General features: G+C 62.3%; 37 protein-coding genes. 35 read left to right on the top strand and 2 right to left on the bottom strand.

Annotated features, from left to right (window positions below; genetic code table 11):
- Nucleotides 1–130: 130 nt before the first annotated feature.
- On the top strand, nucleotides 131–421 hold the full coding sequence (locus tag L0977_RS24530) for a hypothetical protein (protein ID WP_234267540.1): 291 nt from the start codon (nucleotides 131–133) through the stop codon (nucleotides 419–421).
- A 25-nt stretch (nucleotides 422–446) separates the two neighbouring features.
- Here L0977_RS24530 and L0977_RS24525 read toward each other — a convergent pair whose 3' ends face one another.
- Nucleotides 447–761: a hypothetical protein gene (locus tag L0977_RS24525; RefSeq protein WP_234267539.1), complete on the bottom strand. Its 315-nt coding sequence runs from the start codon at nucleotides 759–761 to the stop codon at nucleotides 447–449.
- 5 nt (nucleotides 762–766) lie between these two features.
- Nucleotides 767–1,042, bottom strand: a complete 276-nt coding sequence (locus L0977_RS24520; RefSeq protein WP_234267538.1) for a hypothetical protein — start codon at nucleotides 1,040–1,042, stop codon at nucleotides 767–769.
- Between the two features lie 83 nt (nucleotides 1,043–1,125).
- Here L0977_RS24520 and L0977_RS24515 point away from each other — a divergent pair, with 83 nt between their 5' ends.
- From L0977_RS24515 to L0977_RS24350, 34 genes are all read left to right on the top strand, one after another.
- Nucleotides 1,126–1,455 (top strand): TrfB-related DNA-binding protein, encoded by a 330-nt coding sequence (locus L0977_RS24515; RefSeq protein WP_234267537.1) that lies wholly within the window; start codon nucleotides 1,126–1,128, stop codon nucleotides 1,453–1,455.
- A 75-nt stretch (nucleotides 1,456–1,530) separates the two neighbouring features.
- Nucleotides 1,531–2,256 carry a M48 family metallopeptidase gene (locus L0977_RS24510; protein ID WP_063599698.1) on the top strand — a complete coding sequence of 242 codons (726 nt, stop codon included), beginning with the start codon at nucleotides 1,531–1,533 and terminating at the stop codon, nucleotides 2,254–2,256.
- A 7-nt stretch (nucleotides 2,257–2,263) separates the two neighbouring features.
- On the top strand, nucleotides 2,264–2,524 hold the full coding sequence (locus L0977_RS24505) for a hypothetical protein (RefSeq protein ID WP_063599697.1): 261 nt from the start codon (nucleotides 2,264–2,266) through the stop codon (nucleotides 2,522–2,524).
- Between the two features lie 3 nt (nucleotides 2,525–2,527).
- Nucleotides 2,528–2,746: a hypothetical protein gene (locus L0977_RS24500; RefSeq protein ID WP_027477960.1), complete on the top strand. Its 219-nt coding sequence runs from the start codon at nucleotides 2,528–2,530 to the stop codon at nucleotides 2,744–2,746.
- On the top strand, nucleotides 2,743–3,156 hold the full coding sequence (locus L0977_RS24495; protein WP_027477961.1) for a CFI-box-CTERM domain-containing protein: 414 nt from the start codon (nucleotides 2,743–2,745) through the stop codon (nucleotides 3,154–3,156). Before L0977_RS24500 ends, L0977_RS24495 begins: the two co-directional genes overlap by 4 nt.
- Nucleotides 3,153–3,677 carry a Dna2/Cas4 domain-containing protein gene (locus L0977_RS24490; protein WP_027477962.1) on the top strand — a complete coding sequence of 175 codons (525 nt, stop codon included), beginning with the start codon at nucleotides 3,153–3,155 and terminating at the stop codon, nucleotides 3,675–3,677. The genes L0977_RS24495 and L0977_RS24490 overlap by 4 nt, the downstream gene beginning before the upstream one ends.
- Nucleotides 3,678–3,700: 23 nt before the next feature.
- Nucleotides 3,701–4,072 carry a hypothetical protein gene (locus L0977_RS24485; protein WP_027477963.1) on the top strand — a complete coding sequence of 124 codons (372 nt, stop codon included), beginning with the start codon at nucleotides 3,701–3,703 and terminating at the stop codon, nucleotides 4,070–4,072.
- Between the two features lie 140 nt (nucleotides 4,073–4,212).
- The gene (locus tag L0977_RS24480; RefSeq protein ID WP_231403501.1) at nucleotides 4,213–4,443 is read left to right on the top strand and encodes a hypothetical protein; all 231 of its coding nucleotides are present in this window, start codon (nucleotides 4,213–4,215) and stop codon (nucleotides 4,441–4,443) included.
- A gap of 12 nt (nucleotides 4,444–4,455) precedes the next feature.
- Entirely contained in the window at nucleotides 4,456–4,683 is a 228-nt protein-coding gene (locus tag L0977_RS24475) for an antitoxin VbhA family protein (RefSeq protein WP_234267536.1), read from the top strand.
- A complete protein-coding gene (locus L0977_RS24470; RefSeq protein WP_234267535.1) occupies nucleotides 4,680–5,768 on the top strand; it encodes a Fic/DOC family protein in 1,089 nt (362 codons plus the stop codon). Before L0977_RS24475 ends, L0977_RS24470 begins: the two co-directional genes overlap by 4 nt.
- A gap of 33 nt (nucleotides 5,769–5,801) precedes the next feature.
- Entirely contained in the window at nucleotides 5,802–6,263 is a 462-nt protein-coding gene (locus tag L0977_RS24465) for a hypothetical protein (protein WP_234267534.1), read from the top strand.
- 13 nt (nucleotides 6,264–6,276) lie between these two features.
- Complete coding sequence (locus tag L0977_RS24460) at nucleotides 6,277–6,537, top strand: hypothetical protein (protein ID WP_011798679.1); 261 nt, start codon at nucleotides 6,277–6,279, stop codon at nucleotides 6,535–6,537.
- Between the two features lie 17 nt (nucleotides 6,538–6,554).
- Nucleotides 6,555–8,237: a zeta toxin family protein gene (locus L0977_RS24455; protein WP_234267533.1), complete on the top strand. Its 1,683-nt coding sequence runs from the start codon at nucleotides 6,555–6,557 to the stop codon at nucleotides 8,235–8,237.
- An 18-nt stretch (nucleotides 8,238–8,255) separates the two neighbouring features.
- Nucleotides 8,256–8,711: a hypothetical protein gene (locus tag L0977_RS24450; protein WP_063599690.1), complete on the top strand. Its 456-nt coding sequence runs from the start codon at nucleotides 8,256–8,258 to the stop codon at nucleotides 8,709–8,711.
- A gap of 11 nt (nucleotides 8,712–8,722) precedes the next feature.
- A complete protein-coding gene (locus tag L0977_RS24445; RefSeq protein ID WP_011798677.1) occupies nucleotides 8,723–9,934 on the top strand; it encodes a DUF1173 domain-containing protein in 1,212 nt (403 codons plus the stop codon).
- A complete protein-coding gene (locus L0977_RS24440) occupies nucleotides 9,934–10,455 on the top strand; it encodes an HAD domain-containing protein (RefSeq protein ID WP_234267532.1) in 522 nt (173 codons plus the stop codon). Before L0977_RS24445 ends, L0977_RS24440 begins: the two co-directional genes overlap by 1 nt.
- Nucleotides 10,452–10,595: a hypothetical protein gene (locus tag L0977_RS24435; RefSeq protein WP_196996190.1), complete on the top strand. Its 144-nt coding sequence runs from the start codon at nucleotides 10,452–10,454 to the stop codon at nucleotides 10,593–10,595. Before L0977_RS24440 ends, L0977_RS24435 begins: the two co-directional genes overlap by 4 nt.
- Before the next feature lie 15 nt (nucleotides 10,596–10,610).
- Entirely contained in the window at nucleotides 10,611–10,886 is a 276-nt protein-coding gene (locus L0977_RS24430) for an HU family DNA-binding protein (RefSeq protein WP_063599687.1), read from the top strand.
- Between the two features lie 3 nt (nucleotides 10,887–10,889).
- Nucleotides 10,890–11,945: an OmpA family protein gene (locus L0977_RS24425; RefSeq protein WP_196996189.1), complete on the top strand. Its 1,056-nt coding sequence runs from the start codon at nucleotides 10,890–10,892 to the stop codon at nucleotides 11,943–11,945.
- 9 nt (nucleotides 11,946–11,954) lie between these two features.
- Nucleotides 11,955–12,791: a retropepsin-like aspartic protease family protein gene (locus L0977_RS24420; RefSeq protein WP_234267531.1), complete on the top strand. Its 837-nt coding sequence runs from the start codon at nucleotides 11,955–11,957 to the stop codon at nucleotides 12,789–12,791.
- Between the two features lie 46 nt (nucleotides 12,792–12,837).
- Nucleotides 12,838–13,599 carry a hypothetical protein gene (locus L0977_RS24415; RefSeq protein WP_231403498.1) on the top strand — a complete coding sequence of 254 codons (762 nt, stop codon included), beginning with the start codon at nucleotides 12,838–12,840 and terminating at the stop codon, nucleotides 13,597–13,599.
- On the top strand, nucleotides 13,596–13,997 hold the full coding sequence (locus L0977_RS24410) for a DUF1294 domain-containing protein (RefSeq protein ID WP_017510473.1): 402 nt from the start codon (nucleotides 13,596–13,598) through the stop codon (nucleotides 13,995–13,997). The genes L0977_RS24415 and L0977_RS24410 overlap by 4 nt, the downstream gene beginning before the upstream one ends.
- Nucleotides 13,994–14,521: a retropepsin-like aspartic protease family protein gene (locus L0977_RS24405; protein WP_017510472.1), complete on the top strand. Its 528-nt coding sequence runs from the start codon at nucleotides 13,994–13,996 to the stop codon at nucleotides 14,519–14,521. Before L0977_RS24410 ends, L0977_RS24405 begins: the two co-directional genes overlap by 4 nt.
- Nucleotides 14,518–15,165, top strand: a complete 648-nt coding sequence (locus L0977_RS24400; RefSeq protein ID WP_105779236.1) for a phosphohydrolase — start codon at nucleotides 14,518–14,520, stop codon at nucleotides 15,163–15,165. The genes L0977_RS24405 and L0977_RS24400 overlap by 4 nt, the downstream gene beginning before the upstream one ends.
- Nucleotides 15,166–15,874: 709 nt before the next feature.
- Nucleotides 15,875–16,147, top strand: coding sequence for a hypothetical protein (locus L0977_RS24395; protein ID WP_196996164.1), 273 nt, complete (start codon nucleotides 15,875–15,877; stop codon nucleotides 16,145–16,147).
- Nucleotides 16,148–16,157: 10 nt separating this feature from the next.
- Nucleotides 16,158–16,535 carry a hypothetical protein gene (locus tag L0977_RS24390; RefSeq protein ID WP_196996163.1) on the top strand — a complete coding sequence of 126 codons (378 nt, stop codon included), beginning with the start codon at nucleotides 16,158–16,160 and terminating at the stop codon, nucleotides 16,533–16,535.
- 3 nt (nucleotides 16,536–16,538) lie between these two features.
- Nucleotides 16,539–17,525, top strand: coding sequence for a DNA primase (locus tag L0977_RS24385; protein WP_196996162.1), 987 nt, complete (start codon nucleotides 16,539–16,541; stop codon nucleotides 17,523–17,525).
- A 155-nt stretch (nucleotides 17,526–17,680) separates the two neighbouring features.
- The gene (locus L0977_RS24380; protein ID WP_011798667.1) at nucleotides 17,681–18,100 is read left to right on the top strand and encodes a hypothetical protein; all 420 of its coding nucleotides are present in this window, start codon (nucleotides 17,681–17,683) and stop codon (nucleotides 18,098–18,100) included.
- A gap of 28 nt (nucleotides 18,101–18,128) precedes the next feature.
- Nucleotides 18,129–18,911 (top strand): ParA family protein, encoded by a 783-nt coding sequence (locus L0977_RS24375; RefSeq protein ID WP_196996161.1) that lies wholly within the window; start codon nucleotides 18,129–18,131, stop codon nucleotides 18,909–18,911.
- Nucleotides 18,912–18,923: 12 nt separating this feature from the next.
- On the top strand, nucleotides 18,924–20,216 hold the full coding sequence (locus L0977_RS24370) for a ParB/RepB/Spo0J family partition protein (RefSeq protein WP_011798665.1): 1,293 nt from the start codon (nucleotides 18,924–18,926) through the stop codon (nucleotides 20,214–20,216).
- 79 nt (nucleotides 20,217–20,295) lie between these two features.
- Nucleotides 20,296–20,676, top strand: coding sequence for a TrfB-related DNA-binding protein (locus tag L0977_RS24365; RefSeq protein WP_041836463.1), 381 nt, complete (start codon nucleotides 20,296–20,298; stop codon nucleotides 20,674–20,676).
- Between the two features lie 73 nt (nucleotides 20,677–20,749).
- Entirely contained in the window at nucleotides 20,750–21,073 is a 324-nt protein-coding gene (locus L0977_RS24360) for a type II toxin-antitoxin system RelE/ParE family toxin (protein ID WP_011798663.1), read from the top strand.
- Nucleotides 21,070–21,384, top strand: coding sequence for an addiction module antidote protein (locus L0977_RS24355; protein WP_011798662.1), 315 nt, complete (start codon nucleotides 21,070–21,072; stop codon nucleotides 21,382–21,384). The genes L0977_RS24360 and L0977_RS24355 overlap by 4 nt, the downstream gene beginning before the upstream one ends.
- 106 nt (nucleotides 21,385–21,490) lie before the next feature.
- Nucleotides 21,491–22,252 carry a replication initiator protein A gene (locus L0977_RS24350; protein WP_234267530.1) on the top strand — a complete coding sequence of 254 codons (762 nt, stop codon included), beginning with the start codon at nucleotides 21,491–21,493 and terminating at the stop codon, nucleotides 22,250–22,252.
- Nucleotides 22,253–22,342 lie beyond the last annotated feature (90 nt).

Genomic DNA, 22,342 nt, shown 5'->3' with positions numbered 1-22,342 from the left:
ACCATACCCGTTTACAAAGCGAACAGGAAAGTCAATGAAATCAACGGTCTACCCAGACCACCCCCGCGCCAGTGCTAGCTTTGCGTACCGTCACTTATTGCACTGAAAACGAGGAGACCCCAAGGGCGACGTGCAAGGGCAGCTCGACCCGAAGAACAAGGCAAGCATTCCGGCGCGCGCTGGCGCTCTCGATGAAAACGTGAACGCCTGGGCCAGCCCGGATAAGAAGTTGGGTGAAGGCCGTGCCAATCCTATGGCTGTCGTGGAAGACATGGAAGGCCGCGACATAAAGGATACGGGCCTCAAGGTTTGGGACAAGCTGACGGGCGGGGATGGTACTGCCGATGGCGAAAAGCTCAACGACAACATGCGCCGGGAAACCGCTGCCGGCGTGAATATCAACTCTGGAGGAAAGCAGTAAAGCGGGAGGGGGCTAAGGCCCCCTTTCAAAGACGGTAGGAGCTTGGGCCTTGGTAGTTCTGGTAATGCCCTTCGGCGTAATTCCAGTAGATCGCTCCGCTGTCAGTGCTGCCGCTCTCAATATTCGGCCGAACTCCAAGAACGCCGAGCCGAACAGTGCGGAACCCGTTGCTCAACCACCAAGCAAGCCAGAATGGAATCCAGAAAACCAAACCGCCGACCAGCATTGGTATGTAGTCGGCAAAGAAATTTTCGCCGCTTGCGGCAAATGCCGCAGCGACCGGCAATGGAAGCCAGAGCATCCAGCGCCTTCGGGATAGAAGTCTTTTTCGCAGGTTCATGGCAATCACCGTCTTTCTTCAATCACAAGGAAAAAGCCGGTGGAAATGCCGCCGCCAGCTTCTTTTGGAACAAATCCGCTGCTTACAACGCGGAAGCCTTTTTCGTAGATTTCCTTAATGTCCTTGACCCTGCCGATGTGGTCACAGTTGAAAAACGTGTTCGCGCCGGAAAGCATGGCATTCGGGGAATAGCACATGCCGCCGCGCACAGGTTCCTGGCCTGCATAAGCTGCCCCGGTCGTTGCTGCCACGATGAAAGCAGCGCAGAGCATCTTTTTCATTACAAATCTCCTTCTGGTTTGGATAAAATTTGCGCATCTTGTCTATTGACAAAATACGCCCAAAACCCTTACGGTGCAAGGGGATGAGCACGATTTTCAAGACTGTTTCCGCAGCGTGTGGCCATGTGTCACGTGCTGTCTTCGTGAAAGCAGCGCGGCGGCTGGGTCTTTCGTCCGAATCTTACCGCATCGCTGATGAAGTGTTCCTCAAAGGCTACCGGCAAGCAACCGTCGCGCGCCACGTCGGCGTCTCGCGTCAGCGGGTGCATTCGGTGTGCCGTGAGCTGCTGGAAGAAATCAATAACCAACTTTCCCCTGAAAGGGCAACCGATGAAAAAACTTCTTCTGATTCTGATTACCACGGCCACCTTGGGCGGATGTGCTTCGCAACAACCTCTCAACATGAGAAATGATTGGCGCACTGGCACCGATCAAACGCCGTATCGCTCGATCCCAACAGCATTAATCTGCGATGACTGCAATTTGCAATGATCCCGTCCCACTGGTTCAGACGGATCATTCTGATCGTCTTCATTATGGAGGTTGCTGGCGGCATTTTGTGGGTGACTGGTAGGTTATCCACGAATCCCGCCGCCAAGCCAATGACCCAGGCCCTCGGCAGCCTGGTCTTCCTGTTCGGCTTCTACGCCAGCGCGCCCTTGTCGGCGCGCTTCCTTGCTCCGCGCCCGTCGCGGGACGCTGCACTTCAAGAGCGTTTGGCAAGGATAGTGGCAACTGTCCCCGATAGCCGCCCGGTTTTCCTGTACGACCATGCCGACAAGGAAGCCAACACCGTGGGGCTGCTGCCGAGTCATTCACGCATCTACGTGACTACGGGCTTGCTGGCCAGCATGAGCGACGAGGGTATGCGGGGCGTGATCGCCCATGAAAACGCCCACGTTCATGAGCGCCACATCTTCGCCACGTTCACCTATGCCTGCTGCTTTGCCGTGAGCAGCCACCTCCTGGACAACAACAACTTTTTCTTTGCCGCCTTCCTCCTGTTCCTGGGGATTCGCCGGTATTGCGAGTACCGGGCGGATGCTGGCGCAGCGCACGCCGTAGGGCGCGAAGTGATGTTGACGGCACTGCGCGAGCTGGCCGCGTTGTACCCCTCCAAATCCTGGGTTCGCTGGTTCTCGTTCGCCAATGCCTACCCGACCCTGGCCATGCGAATGCGGGCCGTGGAAACCGGGCGTAAGGCCCTTCTGTGAGGTAAGCATGGACGCCTTCTACCTGCAATGGATCGGCTGCGCCTTTGGTGTGCTTGGGGCTTTGCTGCTGGCCCTCAACAACCGCTTGTCGGGCTGGGGCTTTGTCTCTTTCTTGGCCTCGAATGTGTGCTGGATCGGCTTCGGCGTCATGACCGACGCGCCGGGCCTGATCTTCATGCAGGTGGCTTTCACTGCGACCAGCCTGCTGGGCATCTATAGGTGGATGCTGGCCAAGCCCGACTTTCGCGCGCGAAAGTCGATGGAGTGAGTCATGCGGCCATCCTACTGCATCAGTTTCTACTTCGTGTTCATTACCCTAGTTGTTGGGTGCTGTATTGCCGTGCTTTGGTTTGTGCGGGAGTCGGGGCTTGTGGAGTTGTTCCACGTAGCGGCCGCTGTTGTGTTCATGGCCGGTGCTTTGGCGATTTACCACGCAATGGAATGGTTTGCGCGCCTGCCCGAGTTCAATTCTGAACGGGGGCGCGAATGAAGAAAAAGTACCACACGATCACCGACATCGTAGGCACGGTTTACTGCGAGCAAAAGGTGGTTTTCGACCGTGAGCGTGGGGATGCCCGGCCGCTGGAGGTTCGGGCGAAGGCCGCTGCCGGCACCTTCGAGCACCTACGGTTTCAGGTCGAAGGGCAGACGCGCGCAGCGATTGATCGGCGCTGTTTCATTGCCACCGCGATCTACGGGCCTGACGCCCCTGAAACGGACTTTCTCCGGGCGTGGCGCGACCGCGTGCTGATGCCGACAACGACAGGGCGATTTTTCGTCCAAGCCTACTACGCCATTTCGCCGGCATTGGTGCCGCTACTGTGCCGGAGCCGAGGTGCTGCCAGTGCCGTGCGTGCCGCACTGAATGCCCTGCTGGCCACGCTGGGGATGCCGCGATGAGCAACTTGCCGAGCTACATCCTTTTCGGGCTGGCCCTGGCTCTGGCCGTCTGGACGTTCATGGTCTGGCGGGGATTCACTCAGAACTGGCTTCCCTCCGAACTTGCGGCCGGCAAGGTTGCTCAGGTGGAGCGCAATCTGTTCATCAATGCGCCGTTTCCCGTGGTGGGCCGGCCCGATCAGGTGTATCGGCTCCCCGATGGGCTGCATGTCCCTCTCGAAAACAAGAACCGCGATGCCCACCGCGTCTATGAGACGGACATTGCGCAACTCTCTTTGCAAGCGTGGCTGCTTCGCCTGAACGGACTCGAAACCGCGCCCTTTGGCTTCGTGGCCATCAACAACCGGAAAACCCGCGAGCGCCGCGCCATCCGCGTGGAACTGCGCGACGACGCCTATTGCGAGCAGTTGGTGGCCCGGTACATCGACATCACCGAGCGCCGCGCCAAAGCCCGCCGAAGCCGGGGCCGGAAGTGCAACACATGCGGGCACCGTTCCGAATGCTTTTCTCTCAACCCTTAACCAACAACATGGAGATTCCACCAATGACTATCCCTGACCGCGAACTGCGCCTGATGGAAACCTTCGTCGGGCTTCTCAGCGACCATCAAAAGGACTTCGAGGGCTTCGTGCGCGACGTGGAGAACGTCCGCTACTGCCATACCCCCATCGACGGCCAGCAGATCAATCGTTGCGAGTACGCACTGCGCAACATGGAGATTCGCCTGCTGACCATCCACAACTGCATCCAGGCCGGCAAGTTCGACGCTGACACTCTCGATGCGCTGGTTCAGACCAAACACGCCTGGGCGAGCATGAAGAACCGGGTGGATAGCTACCTGGGCGAAATCCACCAGATCATCAGCCAGACCTCCGCCGCGTTGCGGCCGGTGCGAGACAGCTTGGTGGCTGCGTGATCGCCATGCCCTTCCTATTGACGTTATCGCGCTAAACGCCTAGTGCCAGTAGGAGTTTTTTGATAAACTTGCTTTCATCGTGAAAGCACAATAACGGCAACTGAATACTGGTACTGGACTCCCGCATGGATAACTTACCGATGGACGCGATGCTGACGCAGATATGGCAAATGGTTTCTCCCTATGTGGGTGGGGCATGGGCCGCGCTGCAACGCATCTTCGCTGAAACCCCTACCCCGCTGCTGATCGGCATTGTCGTCGGCTTGTTGCTCGCGCGCGTGCTGCGCGGCGTGCTGATCGTGGCGGGGCTGGCGGCCGTGGTGTTTGTTGCCGTGCGGGTGTTCGGCATTGCCGTGCCCGGCTTGGGCTGACTGGAGGCGAACATGGAAGACAAGAACCCGTATGAACTCGATACCGGCCCGGTAGCTGCGCCCCATCCGGCCGACGTGCGCCGGGCGCAGTTTGCCCAAGCCAATGCTTCTCTGGCTCTGGAGGGAATGCCGGTGGACGCTGTCGACCTTGCCATTCAGGAGGCAGTCATTGCCGGCACCCTGACCCCTGACGAGGCTGTGGCCAAGTACCTCGAACGCGCGCGCGGGGCCGCCCAATGAGCGAGCAGGAAGACTACACCTACCCCGGCACGCACGTTCTCAAGAACAAGGCAGACATCCGCGACCTCGGGGCGCTGCAACGCTTTGAGCGCGGCGCAACGGCTGTTCGCATCCAGGAGCTGCGCGAAAACCCGGTGCGCGGCGAGTACGACTTGGCCCACCTTCAGGCGATCCACAAGCAGGTTTTCCGGGATGTGTACGAGTGGGCCGGCGAAGTGCGCAAGGTGGATATTGCAAAGGGGCCTGCCGGCGACCGAACCCTGTTCACCTTCAAGGAAGACATCCCGCAGAAGGCGCAGGAAATCCAATCCGCGATCAAGGAAGCCAACTATCTGCGCGGGATGGACAAGGAGCAGTTCACCGGGAAGATGGCCGAGGTCTATGCCGGCGTGAACGAAATGCACCCCTTCCGCGAAGGGAACGGCCGCACGACGCGCGAATTCATCGGGCAGCTCGCCAAGGATGCGGGCTACCAGCTCGATTACTCCAAGGTCGATAAGCAGACGTGGAACGAGGCCGCCAAGGAATCCGCGCGCGGCAACTTGGAGCCGGCGCGCGAGGTTTTCTACGAAATCACGACCGTGGAGCGGGCGGTGGCTTTCGACAAGCTGGCCACCCGCGAAGCTCTGGCCAAGCACCCCGAGCTGGATGGTGCCTACAAGATGCTGCACGACGCCCACCGGGCCGGGCAGGACGCCGCTTACCTGCGGGCGGAAATCTCCAAGGAGCTGCACAGCGGCCGGCTGGTGGGCGATGGTGTGACGCTGGACGAGTCCAAGCGAGTCATCGACCACGCGGCAGCCTATCGCGGGCTGATGGTGCGGGACGCAGAACGGCTTGGCGGGCAGTTCAAGGGCGACGTGGTGGCGGTTTCGTCGCACCACGCAATGCTCCAAGTGGGCGACATGATCGCCGTGCGCTACGAACGCGCCAATCTGGATCGTGACCTTGCCGTGGGCGACCGCGTGACGATCCAGTACGACAAGGCGCGCAGCCAAGTCTATGAGCAAGGCAAGGAGCCGGCGCGGGATCGCGGAGGCAAGGACATGCAAATGGAGCGCGAGCGCGTGCCGACACCGCGCTGACTTTCGCGCGCGAAAGATCGACGGAGGAAGAACATGAATCGAGAAACCTTTGAGCTGCTGGTTTTCGTGGGGATGTGCTTTGCCGCGTCCTACCTGTTGATGCGCGAGTTTCGGGCGTACCTGGATGCCATCTTCAGCCGTGCCCCCGGCGAGCCGTGGGCCGATGTCTGGAAGCGTGCCCAAGCCGAGCATGACCTGAATCGCAAGGCCCAGCTCGAAATGTTCGGCTCCAAGTGGGCAACCGTAGGCGGCCGCTTACTTGTGGTGGGGCTTGTCATCGCCGAGGTGTGGTTTCTTGCCTTCATCCCCGTGGCGGCCGTGCTGCTGGCCGTCTATTTGGCATGGGGGCTGTATGCCACCCGTGCCCTTGGGCTGACGGCCAACGACGTGTATGCGCGCCTGCTGAAGCGCGACCGCATCACCTACCGCCTGCTGCACGCCGCCCTGTGGCCGCTCCATGCAACGCAAGCCAAGAACCAATCCGGTAATCAGTGAGGAAACCACGACCATGACCAATCAACTTTTCAGCCGTGCCGGCGTCCGCTACGAGGTGGCGCTGGATGTCCTGGGGGCCATCATTGCCCACCACTCCGAAGCCATTGCCGCCGAGCGCGAGAAGGCGACCCCTGATGAAGCCGCGATTGCGGCCGCTCAGAAGGCGAAGGACGAGCTGCGCACGATCCGCGAAGAACTCGACCCGAATGCTGACGAGGCCATCGAGCGCGTCATCACTCAGTACGGCCAGCAGGCCCGCGACCTTTACCAATAAGGCAGGAGGGCAGGCAAATGGCTGGGGAGATTTCCAAGTACGCAATGGAGAGCGCCTACAAGGATGTAGAGCGCGATGCACTGGCAAGAACGACGGCGCAGGAGAACCCGAAGGCGATCCTGTTGGGTGGCCAACCGGGATCGGGCAAATCGGCGCTGGCCGCCGAGGCTATCCGCGAGCTGCGCGCCAATGGCGGCGCTGTGGTGATCGACGCCGACCGGATGCGCGAGGAAAACCCGCGCTACAAACAGCTTTCGCGCGAAGACCCTCAGCACGCCGCCGACCGCACGCAGAAGGAAGCTGGCGAATGGGCTACCCGCCTCACGCTGGCCGCCGTGGAAAACCGCCGCAATCTGGTGGTGGACGGCACGATGCGCAGCCCGGAGAACATCCGGGACTTGACCACTCGCCTGAAGGAACAGGGTTACGAGGTGGAGGCCCGCGTGTTGGCCGTCAACCCGGAAACCTCTGTGACCCGCGCGCGGCTGCGCTTCGAGGAACAGGTGGCCGAGCGCGGCACCGGGCGATTCGTCAACAAGGAGCAGCACGACAACGCCTACAACGGCATGGTGGAGTCAGTGCGCGCCCTGGAGCGCGACAAGCTCACTGACTCGGTGCGCGTCTATGACGCCAACCAGCGGCAAATCTACGAGAACAGCCAAGAGCGCGGGGAGTGGAAGAAGCGGGCGGCGGCCGTAGAGGTGCTGGAGCAAGAACGCGGCCGTCCCTGGACGCACGCCGAGCGCCGTGATTACGTTTCCGCCCTGGACGACATCAACACCCTAGCCAAACAGCGGGAGGGCGTGCGGGACAACGTGACCTACACCGTGGGCACCGTGGCCAAGAACGATGCGAAGGACTACAGCAACGTCAACGAGGCAGCACGGGCCTTTCGGGATGCCAAGGCCGAAGATCAGCCCTACGTGATCCGCACCGAGCGCCTTCCCAATGGCCGGGAATCCGCCTCAACACCGGGACAGACCACGTACACCGAGAAGGATGGCATCCGCGAGTATGGCAAGCACATCGGCGGCAATGACGAGGCCCTGAAGCGCGCCTACGCCGACGCGCTGCGCCCGGAGCACGAACGAACTGCCCGGCCTGTCCTGGCGGATCGTGAGGAACTGGCCGCCAAACTCGAAGCGGCTCGAAACGACTTGGCCCGCTTCGAGCAGACACCGACCTATCAGCGCGCCCAGGCTTTCGACCAGCTCACCAAGCGCGAGGCGCTGGAGCGGCACCCGGAGCTGGACGGAGCCTACAAGCAGCTTCACGACATCAAGCAGAGCTGGACGCCGCAGACCAGCCAAGACCAGCGAGAAACCAGCTACTTCAACGCGCGCGCCGAGCTGTCCGAGCAGCTTCACCGGGGCCGTGTCCCGGAGGGCAACGTCACCCTGGACGAGTCGCGGCGGGTAATCGACATGGCCGCCAGTCATCGGGGCTTGGTGGTGCGGGATGCGCAAGAACTCAAGCAGGACGTGAAGGGTGAAGTGGTGGCCACGTCATCGCATCACGCCCTGGTGAAGATGTCCGACATGGTGGCCGTGCGCTACGAGAAGGAAGGGCTGGATCGAGAGGTTCGGGTGGGCGAGAAAGTGACGATCCAGCACGGCAACGAAAAGAGTCAGGTGTACGAGCAGGGCAAAGAGCCGGCGCGGGAAAACGCGCGGGACGTGGGCCGGGACATGGGCCGGTAACAGGAAGGGGGGGCTTTTATGCCAATCAGTGAAATCGTCGAAGCGTGGTGCAAAGACCGCAATGCTCATACCGGGGCCAATCGCTGGCTTCTGGCGCTGTGGCTGGCCCTGCTTGTGTGCTTCGGAATCTTCTGGAATGCCTCCAGCTTTTGGCCGATAGGCGCAGCCATCGGCCTCGGCTTCCTCTGGCTTGCGTTCGCTCCCAAGCCGATCCAGTACGGACAGTTGCGCACCGCATACCGGGGCTGGGTTGTTGAGGATTCATTGCTTGCTCTGCTGGCTGATGCGCAAACCGTCCCCGAGTGGATCAAGACGGCCATTGCCAACGAGCTGGAGAAGAACCACCGCATCACCTTTGAAACGCTGTTCGACATCGAGGGCTGGATTGAGACCGCAGCCGACCAAGAGCGAGTCCAGCGACAACAAGGCTTCCAGAAGATGGTGGCCTTCAGTCAGAAAAACATAGGCCGGTAAGGGAGAACAACATGGCTATCTACCAGATTGGCGGGCAATCCATTCATTCAGACGACCCAGCCTTGTCCGAGCTGCTGGCCAATATCTACAGCTCGCGGGAGCGGCCGCTGTGCCTGTGCCGTACCCCTGGCATTGAAATGTACGTGGCCAAGGTCGATGAAAAGTACCTCATCAAACGGATGCCCAATTCTGGTAGCGGCCACGCCCCGGCCTGCGATTCCTACGAGCCGCCGCCCGAGCTGTCCGGGCTTGGCCAAGTCATTGGCTCCGCGATCCAGGAGAACCCCGACGAAGGCACCACGGCGCTGAAGTTCGACTTCGCGCTGTCCAAGGGGGCCAGCCGATCCGCGCCGGCACCGAGCGGAAAGGAGACGGATAGCGTCAAGACCGATGGCAACAAACTGACCCTGCGCGGCACCCTGCATTACCTGTGGGAAGAAGCGGGCTTCAACCGATGGGCACCGACGATGGCCGGCAAGCGCAGTTGGTACGTGATCCGCAAGTATCTGCTGCAAGCAGCCGAGGACAAGACTGCAAAAGGCGCGAGCTTGGCCGGAATGCTCTACATGCCCGAATCGTTCAACGCCGAGAAGAAGAACGAAATCACCCAGCGGCGACTCGCGCAGATGATGCGAATCGCCACGCCCGAGAAGGGCACCCGGCGCTTGATGCTGGTGGTGGGGGAGGTGAAGGAACTGGCTCAGTCGCGCTACGGGCACAAGATCGTCCTCAAGCACCTGCCCGATTGCCACTTCATGATGAACGACGACATCTACAAGAGGCTGCTCAAGAGATTCGAGGTGGAGCTGGGCCTGTGGGATGCCTTGGAGGGCACCCACCTGATGATGATCGGCACTTTCAGCATCGGCGCTACCGGCGTGGCCTCGCTGGAGGAAGTCGCGCTGATGTGCGTGACCGAGAACTGGATTCCGTTTGAAAGCACCTTCGAGAAGATGGCGCTCGATGCTCTGACGCAGCAGAACCGGCGCTTCATGAAAGGGATGCGGTACAACCTGCCTTCCACGCGGCCGCTGGCCTGCGCGGTGGCTTCTGATACCGAGCCGGAGCCGACCGCCATGTACGTGGTTCCGCCTGGGGCCAGTGAAGACTATGCGGCCGCCGTCGATGAATTGATTGCGGAAAGCAAGCTCCCTTCATGGAAGTGGGTGGCTGGCGAGGCTCCTATGCCGGCGCTGCCGGCGCTGCCGGAGCACGGCCGATGATGAGCGCCCTACTCCGCTTCGTCGGCATTCGCCCGACCGTCGCCCCGACTTTCGCGCGCGAAAGTCTGCCGGCGACTCAACGCGCAACACGATGGGCGCTTCAGCGTGCTCCCCGTGGCCCCGTCCTGATGCTCGACATCGACGGTGTTTTGCACCCCGGCCAGTCGGGAACGCTGATTTACCTGCCCTTGCTGGAGACGTGGTTGCGCGCCCATCCCGATGTTGACGTGGTGATTTCGTCCAACTGGCGCGAGACGCACGCGCTGGACGAGCTGCGCAACTTCTTTTCCATCGAGCTGCGGGAGCGTGTCATTGGCTGCACGCCCGTCCTGCCGAATTCCACCAGGCTGGACGAAATCCTTTTTGTTGTCCGTGAGTACGGCATCACCCAATGGGCCGCCCTCGATGACCGCGTGCAGGAGTTTCCTGATACGCGCCGGCTGGTGGCCACCGAATACCTTGACGGCATCACCGGGGATTCGCTGCTTCAGCTCACCCGCGTGATGTGGGCGAACGCATGAAGGTGCTGCGCGCCCTCCTTTGCCTGTTTGGCATCCACTCGCCGCTGTCCAAGCCCATCTATTCGAGCTGGGACGGCACGCAAGTACATGAACGGCGCTGCGCCCGCTGCGGCAAGGTGCTGGGTCACATTCTCAACTGAACGACGGAGATTTATATGAACCGACAAGACCTGATCGACGCCATCGCTGAAGACACCGAGGCATCCAAGGCGGCCACCACGCGCTTCCTCGATAGCCTTATCACCATCGTGCAGAGCGAGGTGGCCAAGGGTGGCGCGGTGAAGCTCACGGGCTTTGGCACCTTCGAGAAAGCGGCCGTCGCCGCACGCACCGGGCGCAACCCGAAGACCGGCGAGCCGATCAAGATTCCCTCGACCCACAAGCCGAAGTTCACGCCTGGGGCCACGTTCAAGGATTTGGTAAAGGACTGACCCATGAGCAAACATCCCGACTTGAACGGAACTGCGCTTGCGCTGCTGCGCGCGCTCGACCGTGGCGAGGTGCGGGGCATTCGGGTGCTTTCAGAACGTGCAGCGGGCCGCCCATTGTGCGGCGCGGCCGATCTGGACGTGATGCGTGAGTACCTGGGCGAAACCCGCAACCTGATCGACCGCGGCTATCTGCTGTGCTCACCTTCCGGCACAACAATCCGGCTGTCTTTGACGCGCAAGGGACGGCGCGCGCTGCGCCCCGTTGCGCCGTTCTGGCCTACATCGCTGACTTGGGCGCTCGGAGCCTCGATGTTGGCCGCTGGCGTGACAGGGTGCGCCCCGATGCCGCCCGAGCGGCCCCGTGCGCTCCTGATGGGTGCGCCCGTGCTCACCGGGCTTGCCCAGGTGCGCGATCCGCAGACGGGCACCGACTACTTTGTGCCCTGCAATCCGTGTGCTGCACCAACACCCAAGACCCCGCTGCTGGGCAGCGCCGATGTCGCGCCCGAGGCGAACGGCAAGCCGGCCGCGCGGCCGCAGACTTCGACCTTGGCCAAGCTCGACGCCCACACTGTTGCTACGCTGGCCATGCCGGCCGATGGTGACGCCATCCCGGCCGGCTCCGCCCAGCTCACCGACGACGTGCGGCCTGTGACGGTCATTGCGACCGGCCCAAGCGCGGCCACGCCAGTGACGGAAACGGCCAGCACTCCCTTGCGCTCGCTCCCGTTCTCCAGCGCCGTGGCGATCCTGAACGACGATGCCAAGCGCGGCCTGTCCGAGCTGCTGCCGCTGGCCATGAAGGCCGAGCGTGTCTTTATCCGTGGCCGTACAGACTCGACCGGCACGGCGGCGGGCAACCGGGCTTTGGCCATCGCTCGCGCTGCAACCGTCCGGGCTGCGTTTGTCAGTGGCGGTGTTGACCCTCGAAAGCTGAAAGTCTCGTACTGCGTGACTTGCTTTGCCGCCTCCAACGACACCGAGGCCGGGCGCAGTGCAAACCGGCGAGTAGAGGTTGAGCTGGTGATGCCGGCGCAGGCCGTGGCAGGCAGGAAGTGAAAGCCGGCCATGAGTGCAGATGAACGGGATTGGTATCGAGAGCGGGCCGCGAAGACCATGCGTGACTACTACTACGACCCGAAGGAGTTTCGTGGGAGTTCCACGCCGCGCAGTTCAACGGCAATGGGCGAGCTAACAGTTCGGAACGCTTTAATCGTTACGTTAGGCCCGATCCTATTCGCATCTGCGGCATTCGTGCTTGTGCGGGTGCTCTTTCAAGGAGCGCACCCGCTTGATGCTATCTCCACCGTCGTTGAGTTCTTCAGAGGGGCAATAAGTCGCGCGCCTTACGCTTGGCTTGGCTTGGCGATGCTCGGGCTTGTGAGTCTTCGCTTTCCTGCTTTGGCCGCACGGATTTACGGCCTGATGCTTGTCGGATTTCTCTGCTTCGTTGCATATCGGTACTTCATTCCCCGACCTCCCGAGTTGCGCATGCAGCACGTAGTTACGAACGCCGGCATTGCGCGTGTGGCGAGTATGGAAATTGCGCGGAATCGGGCTGGGCGTTATGAAATCGAAGGCACCATTGACGGGCGAGCTGTGACGTTTTCCCTCGATGGTGGCGCTGATGTGACATCAATTCCTAGCTCGTTGATCGAGCCTCTTGGCATTCGCTCATGTGAGCCTCGCCAGCTTCGCACGCCCAACGGAGAGCATCTTGGTTGTGTGACAACGGTTTCGGAAATCGTATTTGGTGTTTTTCGCGCTCACAACGTGCGAGTGGCGGTGGTATCGAATATGGCGGGGCCTATCGTGCTTGGGCGTGATGTACTCGACGTGCTTCAAAGTGAGCAAAGGGGGAGTGCTTTGCTCTTGTGGACAACTAATTTTCGGGAGGACAACTGACCTGCTGGCTGGCAGGCTTCATGTCCCACAATAAAAAGGAGAACTGATGCGATCCCCCTTCTATTCCGTAGTTTCTTTGGCTTTGGCAAGCATTGCGCTGCCGGCGCTGGCCAGCGCCGAGGCGGTGCCCGATGCTGCACCGGCCGCTGTTGCGGCAGCTCCTGCTGCTCCTGCTGCCGAGGTCAAGGTGGCCATCACCGGCCACATCGACTTGGCTGCTGATCGAGGGCGCAAGGTCTTCATCGAATTCCTCGCCAGCCCGAAGCTGACGGCCGCCGCGCGTGCTTCGCTGGCCTCCAGCGGCTTCGAGCTGGTGGACAGCCGCGAGCAGGCCGACGTGGTGTACGAGCTGGATGGTGCCTTCCAGGCGCTGCGCCCCGCAACACGGCGTACCGCCGAGGTTCGCGTGGGCGACTATGCCGAGAACCCCGCGCCCTTGGCCACCAAGAGCGGCCGGGGCGGCTCCGTGATGCTGTCGCTGAACCCCCTGGCCATGCTGGTCGGCACGATTGCATCCAATGTCGGGAATGCGACCGGCGCGCAGGACTCGGTGAACGCGGCCACGGCCGGCGACCCGGACGGCAAATGCCTGTCGCGCTGCGAGACGTGGCGCTACCGTCAGCGCAATGTCGTCAACATGACGCGCAAGGCAGGCACCACGGAACAGAAGTGCTCCGTCCTCGCCACAACCGAGGATGCCGAGCTGGTGCCGGCGCGACTCATCCAGTCGTCCCTTGCGGGCTTGCAGGAGGCCGCTGGCTTGATTGTGGCCCTGGGCCTCTCCGCTGATCCTGCTTTGGCGAAATGAACGCGCCGGGCCTGTCACTGGCGGATCGCTTTTGGATCGCCCATCGCTGGGCCGCTTTCGGGCTGGGTGCGGTGTTCCTTATGGGTGTGATTGTCGCCGGCATCGCCGGGCGTATCCGGCCGCACTACGCTTGGGCCTATGCGCTCATGAGCAACTTGGCCTTTCTGGCATACGGCCTCGACAAGTCGGCGGCCGTTGCCAACCGTTGGCGCTGGTCTGAAAAGGCTTTGCACTGGATCGAGCTGCTATGCGGCTGGCCCGGTGCATTGATTGGACAACATGCCTTCCGCCACAAGTCGCGGAAGGCTTCCTTTTTGTTTTTCACATGGCTGGCCAGCGCCGCGAACGCCGCTGTTTTCGCGCACTTGGCTGGCTTCTATCGTTGGAGTTGGCAATGAACGCTACTCGCGCCCTTGTGGCCCTGATGGCCTGCTTTGCCCTTGGAGCCTCGCACGCGCAGCAGCGCGAATACATCATCTACGATGGCCAGAGCTACCCCGGCGACCAGCTCGACGTTGCGGCCGCCTCTCCCGTGATGGTCAAGCCGGCGCAGCGCCTGGGCAACGGGGACTACTCCATCCCGCGCGCTGCGGATGGTCACTACTACATCGCCGGGGCCGTCAACGGCTTTCCCGTGGTCTTCATGGTGGACACCGGAGCGCGATTCACGACGCTGCCGGTCAAGCTCGCCCGCAATGCTGGTATCCGCGCCGGCCGCGCAACATCCTTTGACACGGCCGCAGGCCGTGAACGTGGTGGCATCACTGCGGCCAACACGGTGATCGTCGGCCCCTTCGCTGTTGAGGGTGCGGCTATCGCAGTCCTGGAGCGCCTTTCAGCTCCGCTGCTGGGGATGGACGTGCTCAACCGCTTCCAGATCGCCTATTCGGGCGGCTTCATGATCTTGCGGGGCGGCCGATGACGCCGGTAGCGGCGCGCGCGTGGGTTCGGCTTCCTTCTGGCCGTCGCCTCGACCTCATCAATCCCGATCCCGGCGCGTGGCTCGACAGTGACCTTGCCTTGCGTTTGGCGAGGACGTACCGCTGGGGTGGGGAATCGTCATGGCCCCTGCCCCTCTCCGTGGCCCAGCATTCGCTCCTGGTGCTCGCTTTGCGCCGGCAGTGGAGCGACACCCCTTTGACGCCCTCTGACGCGCTCCTGGAGCTTCTACACGATGCCGAGGAAGGTTTCCTTGGGTTCGACTGTATTTCCCCCTTGAAAGACGTGCTGGGCCTTTCCTTTCGGGCTGTTTCGTCTCGCCTGATGGCTGCGGTTTCAGATCGGTATGAGCTGCGCACTTGGTCGCCGGCAGCGCACGCCGCCCACAAGCGGGCCGACTCGGTGGCGGCCGCTTCAGAGGCTGTGCATTGCATTGGCTGGCCAGCTCATGAAGTCCGCGATGTCCTGGGCATCGTGCATCCTGTCCTCGATGTCGATCCACTGGCTGACATCTACGATTGCCGGCCGTGGGAGCCGTGGGCGGCTGACGTTGCGGCCGAGCGGTTCCTGGACGCGCTGGAGTCGTTGCGTGCCGCTGTGCATGGGCAGATCGAGGCGCAAGCGTGACCCCTGGGCGTCTCCCCTACGGGGCCGGGCTTTCGTGCTGCGCATCGAGCCGCCTGCGGCGTCTCGCCCCTTCGGGCGTCAATCCCTGACGCCTCCGCGCCGTGCCGGCGCTGCGCGCTCCGCTTGCCGGGCCTGACGGCCGATCCGAGGAACTTTCGCGCGCGAAAGTTCGGGATGTGGATCTGATCCGTGGTGTGCCGGCGCTGGTGCGCTGAATCCGCTACGCGCGGGGCCGCACCCCACCACTACCTCGCGCCTTGATTCGTCGTCATGGTGCCCTCCGGCCGGGCTTCTCCGGTCAAGGGCCGCTGCGCTGAAACACTCACCCGTTCGGTGCTCGCCTGCGGCTGCGCTCCGCGTGCGGCTTCCTGTTTCTCCCTTGACCGCGCCCGTCCTGCGTGCCCCAGGACGCCGAGGCGACGAGGTAGATGGTGGGGTGCAAAGGCCGGCCCCGCGCTCCGCTGACCATGTGGGTGATCGACGGGGAGCAGGGGAGCTTGTGCCCCTGTGGGGCAAGAGCAACTGCAACACCTTGGGGGCCTGTTCCGGCCCCCAAACCCCGCCCCGAGGCTCCAAGGTAGCTTGCCCGAAACCCGAGGAAACACAAGCCCGGAAGCCGCGAAAAATCAGGCTTTTTTCTCTCGCAAACTATTGACGGTCAATAGTTTAGCGGGTAGAATATAGGCATTGGTTGAGTAGGAGTTTCGGCATGGCAGATCAAGGCACTTTCGACTTTGGCCCGGACGTTCCCCGGAGCGGCGTGGCTCTGAAGCGGGACTTCCACGGGTTCGCTCAGTTCCGCGAAGACGAGCACAGCCCTTGGGTGTTTTACGTGTGCGGCTTCGACTCGACCGTGACCGGCGAGGCTGGTCAATGCACCGTGCTGCGCACCGATGGCGGCCGCGAGTGCGTGCCCATCGACGCCGAAGACCGCATCACCATCGCTGGGCGCAAGTACGGCCGGCAGCACTGGAACCATTGAGGGCTGCACCATGCGTTTCCACCGTTATGGCAAGTACGAGTTCCGCGACACCGAGCGCAAACGTGCGGCTTTCGCGCGCAAGCAGAGGGCCGAGCGTGAGGCCCTTCCGCTGTTTGCTGACCAAGTGGCGGCCGAGCAGATCGGCGTGGACGAGGAAATGACGGCTCGCCGACTGCAATGGGAACGTCACCAAGCCATTGACCGCAAGCGCCGGGCCGACAAGTGGCGCGAGGCGCGGCGGCGTCTCAATGACTACCAGGAGCCGGTGCGCAGGGCTTTGTTGGCCTACTGGCAGGGGTGCAAGTGGCCAGCCGACCCGAGCTACTTCCTCTCCATGCTGCACATGTACGACACCGGCCGTCTCTCTCTCGACATCCCGAAGGCTTGAACCATGTCCCATATCCTGATCGACCACCTGACACAAGCCGCATCGTTCTACCGTGGCCAGCTCCGCGCCTCTCCGCGCGCGGTTGCTTACCTGAAGTCGCGCGGCCTGCGGGGCGACATCGCGGCCCGCTATGGCTTGGGCTATGCCCCGGCCGGCTTCCAGGCGCTGCGCGAGGCATTCCAGAACTACAACGACCGAGCCTTGGAGAAAGCCGGGCTGGTGGCCGTCAACGATGGCGGCCGGCGCTATGACCGCTTCCGCGACCGCATCATGTTCCCCATCCTCGATGACGCCGGCAGCGTGATCGGGTTCGGCGGCCGCGTGCTCGAAGGCGACGGGCCGAAGTACCTCAATTCGCCTGAAACCGAAGTCTTCCAGAAGGGGCGCGTGCTGTTTGGGATGACTCAGGCGGCAGAGGCTATTGCCGCGACCGGCACCGCCTACGTGGTGGAGGGATACCTGGATGTCGTCAGTCTGGCCCAGCATGGCGTGCAGAACGCCGTGGCCACGCTGGGCACGGCTACCACGGGCCAGCATGTGGAGCGGCTGCTGGGCTTGGCCAAGCGCGTGATCTTCTGCTTCGATGGGGACGACGCCGGCCGGCGCGCCGCTGCGCGCGCCCTGGACGTGTGCCTGCCGCATGTCACCGACACGGCCGACGTGGGTTTCCTTTTCCTGCCGCGCGACCACGACCCGGACAGCTACGTGCGTGCCAAGGGTGGCGATGCCTTCAACGACTTGGCCTTGGAGGCTTCGACCCTCGAAGGCTTCTTCCTGGCCAACGCCATGCAGGGCTGCCAGTTGGAGTACGCCGAGGGCCGGGCGCGGCTGGTGGCCACGGCTGCGCCGCGTCTCCAGCAGATCAATGCGCCGGCAATGCTGCGTCGGATTCTGGCCGCCATCGCTGCGCCAACCAAGTTTTCCGTGGGCGAGCTGATCGACTTATGCGGCTTGGAAAAAAACATGCCTTCAACTATTGACGGTCAATAGTTTTATGGTAGAATTCAACTCATCGGCAGCGGATGGACGGCCGATGAACCCCGGCAACAACTGTGAGCAGACAGTGGGGCGCTGAACCGATCTTTCGCACGCGAAAGGGACGATCCACCGAAGACCACCATCAACACGACTTAGGAGCTTTGACCATGCGTACTACCGTTTATGCCCGCCTCTTTGACCGACTGGCCGACCTGATCCCCAGCCTGCAATCCGCCCGTGCTGGTGCGGTTTTCTGCGCCCCTCCGCGCATCCCTGACGACATGGCCGTGTATTGCCACATCGCAGCCGTCGAGGGTGACATGCGCCTGATCGAGCTGGCCGACGACAACCAGAAGAAGGGCACGGTAATGCCGGCGCCGTGGCTCAAGCTGCGTGTGGATATGGCCAACAAGCTGGCCGAGGTGCTGGAGATGGAAGACACCTTCGGTTATCAGGTGATCTACACGGGCGGCAGCGCGGTGAACCCGCGCCGCGCCCAGATCAACATGTTCGCTATGAACTGGCTGCAAGTCATGGTGAATTTTGAGCTGTGCTTCCAGCCTGCCGACGTGTCGGTGGCGGCCTGATCGACAACCAGGGAAAGGACGAACGATCATGAAAACCATCGCTATCGCCAACCAGAAGGGTGGAGTCGGCAAGACCACCGTTGCCCGCAACTTGGCTTTCTTCGCCATCGAGCGCGGCTTGCGTGTCCTGTGCGTTGACCTCGATCCGCAAAAGAACTTCAGCAAAACCCTCCGGGCGCTGCGCGAGCGCACCGTGGGCGACCAGGGCGACGAGCTGCAATCGCTGACCGGCAGCGCCTTGTTCGACGGAGACGCCATCGAGCTGCAACCGCTTCCGTGTGGCGAGTCCGCTGCGCTGGTGGCCGCTGACCGCGAGCTGGTGGACGTGGCCAGCCGCCCGCTGGAAGACCTGCACGCCCCGCGCGCTGCGCTGGCCAAGCTGGCCAAAGACTTCGACGTGTGCATCATCGACACGGCCCCGACGCTGGGCAATCCGCTGTATGCCGCGCTGATCGCCGCTGACTTCGTGGTGTGCCCCTGCACGATGGATCAAGACGCCATCGACGGCCTGGGCGACCTGTTTGAAGACATCGCGCGCGTGCAGCAATTGGAATGGAACGCCGACCTTGTGACGCTGGGCCTGCTGGCTAACCGCGTCAACACCCGCCGCGCCTTCGACCGCAACGCCCTGGAGCAACTGCGCGACGAGCTGGGCGAGGTGGTGATGGAAGGGGTGCTTTACGACCGCGCAGCCACGCAGTACGCCAAGGATCGGCCGGTGTGGCGCGTGCAGAGCGGCGAATCTCAAATCCTGGCCGCCCGCGAAATGAAAGCGGTGTGCAGCCAGATTTTCGACAAAGCCGCGATCTAAAAGGACAAGGACATGACCGCAACCGCAACCAACAAGAAGCCCGGCTTAAACCTGGGCAAGCTGTCCGCCGTGGCACAGATCGCCGTCAAGCCGGCGCAGCCGGCCGATGCCGAAATCGAGCTGTCCCGCATCTTCAGCGTCAAGCAGGTGCGCAAGACGTTCCGCAACCTGGAGGAACTGGCCGAGAGCTTCAAGCTGAACGGCATCATCGAGCCGCTGGTGGTGCATGAAGAAGCTGACGGCCGCTATCGCATCATCGTCGGGGAGCGCCGTTTCCGCGCCGCGCCGCTGGCTGGGCTGGCCAAGGTGCCCGTCATCATCAAGAAGGGCCTCACCGAGCTGCAAATCCGCCGCCTGCAAGTGACGGAGAACAACGACCGCGACGACCTGACCGCCTACGAGGAAGCAATGGGCGTGATCGAGGACGTGGAGCAGTACGGCACCAAGGAAGCCATGACGATCTGGAACCGTGGCGAGGCGTGGGTTAGCAAGCGCATGGCTGTGCGCCGCTATGCCGACCCGGTGCGCGAGCTGCTGGAGAACGACCTGTGCGGCGACTTCGAGGTGCTGCATTGCCTCAACCAGATTTACGACATCGAGGAAACGCGCACCGAGTTCTACCGTCTGCGTCACCGCATGAACGAGGGCCTTCCCTTGTCGCGCGACGAGGCCCGCAACACGCTGGCCCGGATGAAATCCTGGAAACAGCAGCAAGACGAGCTGGCCCAGCGCCGCATCGAGCTGGAGAACGCCAAGAAGACCGGCGACAAGGCCCCGGAGAAGACCCCGGCGTGGCTGGAAGAACAGCGCAAGCGGGATGCCGAACGGGCAGCCGGTGGAGGGGATGCCGGCGACGGTGCCGGCGAGGACGACCAGGACACCGCGACGGCTCCGGCCGCCGCCTCGGGACGTGGCCAGCAAGCCCTTCCGACGATGGAGCTGACCCCGGAGCAGAAGGCCGCCGCCGAGAAGGAGCGGGCCAACGAAAAGCTGCTGTCGCTGCGGGAAGAAACCTTTGAGTGGGGCGAAGCCAATCAGGCGCAGTTCTTCAGCATGAAAACCCACATGGCCACGCTTGGCCACGACATGCACGAAACCGAGTGGGTGCTGTGGCAGGGCTTCTTGGCCATGACCCTGCCGATGTTGGAAGGCATCGGCCCGGAGCGGGCTGTCATGTACCTGAAGAAGCTCCAAGGCGAGCTGAAGGACAAGACCCCGGCGCAGTTGTGGGAAGAACTGCATCCCGACATCGAGGGCGCGGGCCGGAACGCCTCTCCCGACATGCCGGAAGGCTGGCGTTTCTAACCCTCCCCTGAAGGCGGCCGCTGGCCGCCTCTTTTCAACTTTCGCGCGCGAAACCGCGCTGATGTACCGGATGGCCCCCATGAGACTGAAACGCCTTACCCCGCAAGCCTTCGACCGCACCGCAGCCGACACACGCTTGGGCGACCAAGCCCGCGAAATGGCGCGGGCCGTGCTGGTGGACGGCCGCGCCCAAGTGGATGTGGCCACCGAACACGGGATGACCAAGCAGCGCGTCAGCTTGGCCGTGGCCGCCATCGAGCGGGCCTACAAGAAAGCCACGACGCCGGGCGTGAGTTCCATCCGTGTGGAGCTGGATCTTCCCGAGGCCCTGGCGCTTGAGCTGGCTGCTTTGGTCGAGGCGATGAAGGGGTGCGATGACGCGGCCAAAACAGCCGAGGCGCTGGAGAAGACCACGAGCGCCGTGCGCAAGGCTGTCAAGCTCTTGAAGGCAACACCATGACACGCGACATCAACCAGGACGAGGCGCAGGGTGCTACCTTGCGCCTTTGTCGTTTATAGACGATAATCTAACCATGTTCACCGTTCGGCACTACGTCACCGAGGACGAGCACGACCTGTTTCAAGAGTGGCTGAAGAAGCTCCGCGACCCGATTGCAAAAGGCCAGGTGGTCAAGCGCGTGGGCCGGATCGAGGCGGGCAACTTTGGCGATCACAAGCCCTGCCGCGAAGGCGTGTGGGAGCTGCGAATCGACCAAGGCCCCGGCTACCGCGTCTATTACGCGATGGCCGGCGCGGTAGTGGTTCTGCTGCTGTGTGGCGGTGACAAAGGCACCCAGGACGCCGACATCGAGCGCGCCATTGGGTATTGGAAAGACTGGCAACGGAGGTCAGCATGAAGGATCGAAGCCACGACGAAGCGATGGCCGAGCTGTTCAAGGAAGACCCGGCTTTTGCGGCCGAGTACCTGAACCAGCTTCTCCAGGATGGAGAACCGGCCGATCTACTTGTGGCGCTGCGCCAGATGGCGCAAGCGCATGGAGGCGTGCGCGCCATCGCCAAGGAAACGGAGCTGAATGCCACACAGCTCTACCGCACGCTGTCGCCCAAGGGCAACCCCGAGCTGCGCAGCCTATCGGCTGTGCTCAAGGCCCTGGGCCTGCGCCTTGCGGTACAGGTTGCCCCCCAGCAGCATCATGCTGCCGCTTAACGGTAGCGCATAAAGAGAAATGCCCGGCGAGCAGGCCGGGCACTTCGAGACCATCATCAACCGCATTTAGACCGGATGCACTCCAGAGGCCAAACGAGGAAGCGATATGAAGAAGTCTAGCACGAAGCAGGGCGAGTTGTCACTGATAGCCGAGCCAACACAGGGGGCACCTACAGACAGTGAGGCGCTTGCGGCACAAGTGCTTTCCGACTTCCTGGCCGATGAAAGTGGCGGCGGCCCGGATGCAGCGGCCGGCTCGTCCCCCGCTCAAGCAGACCTGTTCGTAGTCATGGAAACCGTCCATGACTGGCCCATCAAGGATGACGTGTCCACGATGGAGTTTCCCATCTTCTCGCTGTCCAAGAAGCCCGACACGCAAATCCGCACCTACTCCCGCGCCGGCAAGACCGTGCGCGTGATCCCTTCGGCGCTGGGTGCGGCAACGCTGTTCGACAAGGATTTGCTGATCTACTGCATCAGCCACATCGTCAAGGCGGCCGACGCCGGCATGAAGGTGGGACGGCGCTTGAAGTTGAGTTCGCATCCGTTCCTGGTCAGCACCAAGCGCAGCACGGGCGGCACTGCCTACGAGGGGATCGTTGACATGTGCCGCCGCCTGAAGGGCACGACGATTGAAACGAACGTCAAGACCAACGAGCAGGAGCGGATCGAGGGCTTCGGCCTGATCGAAGACTACAAGGTGACGCAGTACACCAAGAACGGCAAGGGGGCTTTGGAGCTGGAAGTCACGTTGTCGGACTGGCTCTACCGGGCTGCAATCGCATCGGACATCCTGACCTTGCATCCTGGCTACTTCTCCCTTGGCCAAGCCCTGGAGGGGTCTCCTCGTTTTCAGTGCAATAAGTGACGGTACGAAAAGCTAGCACTGGCGCGGAGGTGGTGTTGGTAGATCGTTGATTTCATTGACTTTCCTGTTCACTTTCAAATCTGCGATTCG

Origin of the sequence: Hydrogenophaga sp. NFH-34, assembly GCF_021401345.1 — a bacterium.
Taxonomy (GTDB): domain Bacteria; phylum Pseudomonadota; class Gammaproteobacteria; order Burkholderiales; family Burkholderiaceae_C; genus Hydrogenophaga; species Hydrogenophaga electricum.
The sequence above is the reverse complement of the archived record's forward strand: the minus strand, read 5'-3'. Positions and strand labels throughout refer to the sequence as shown.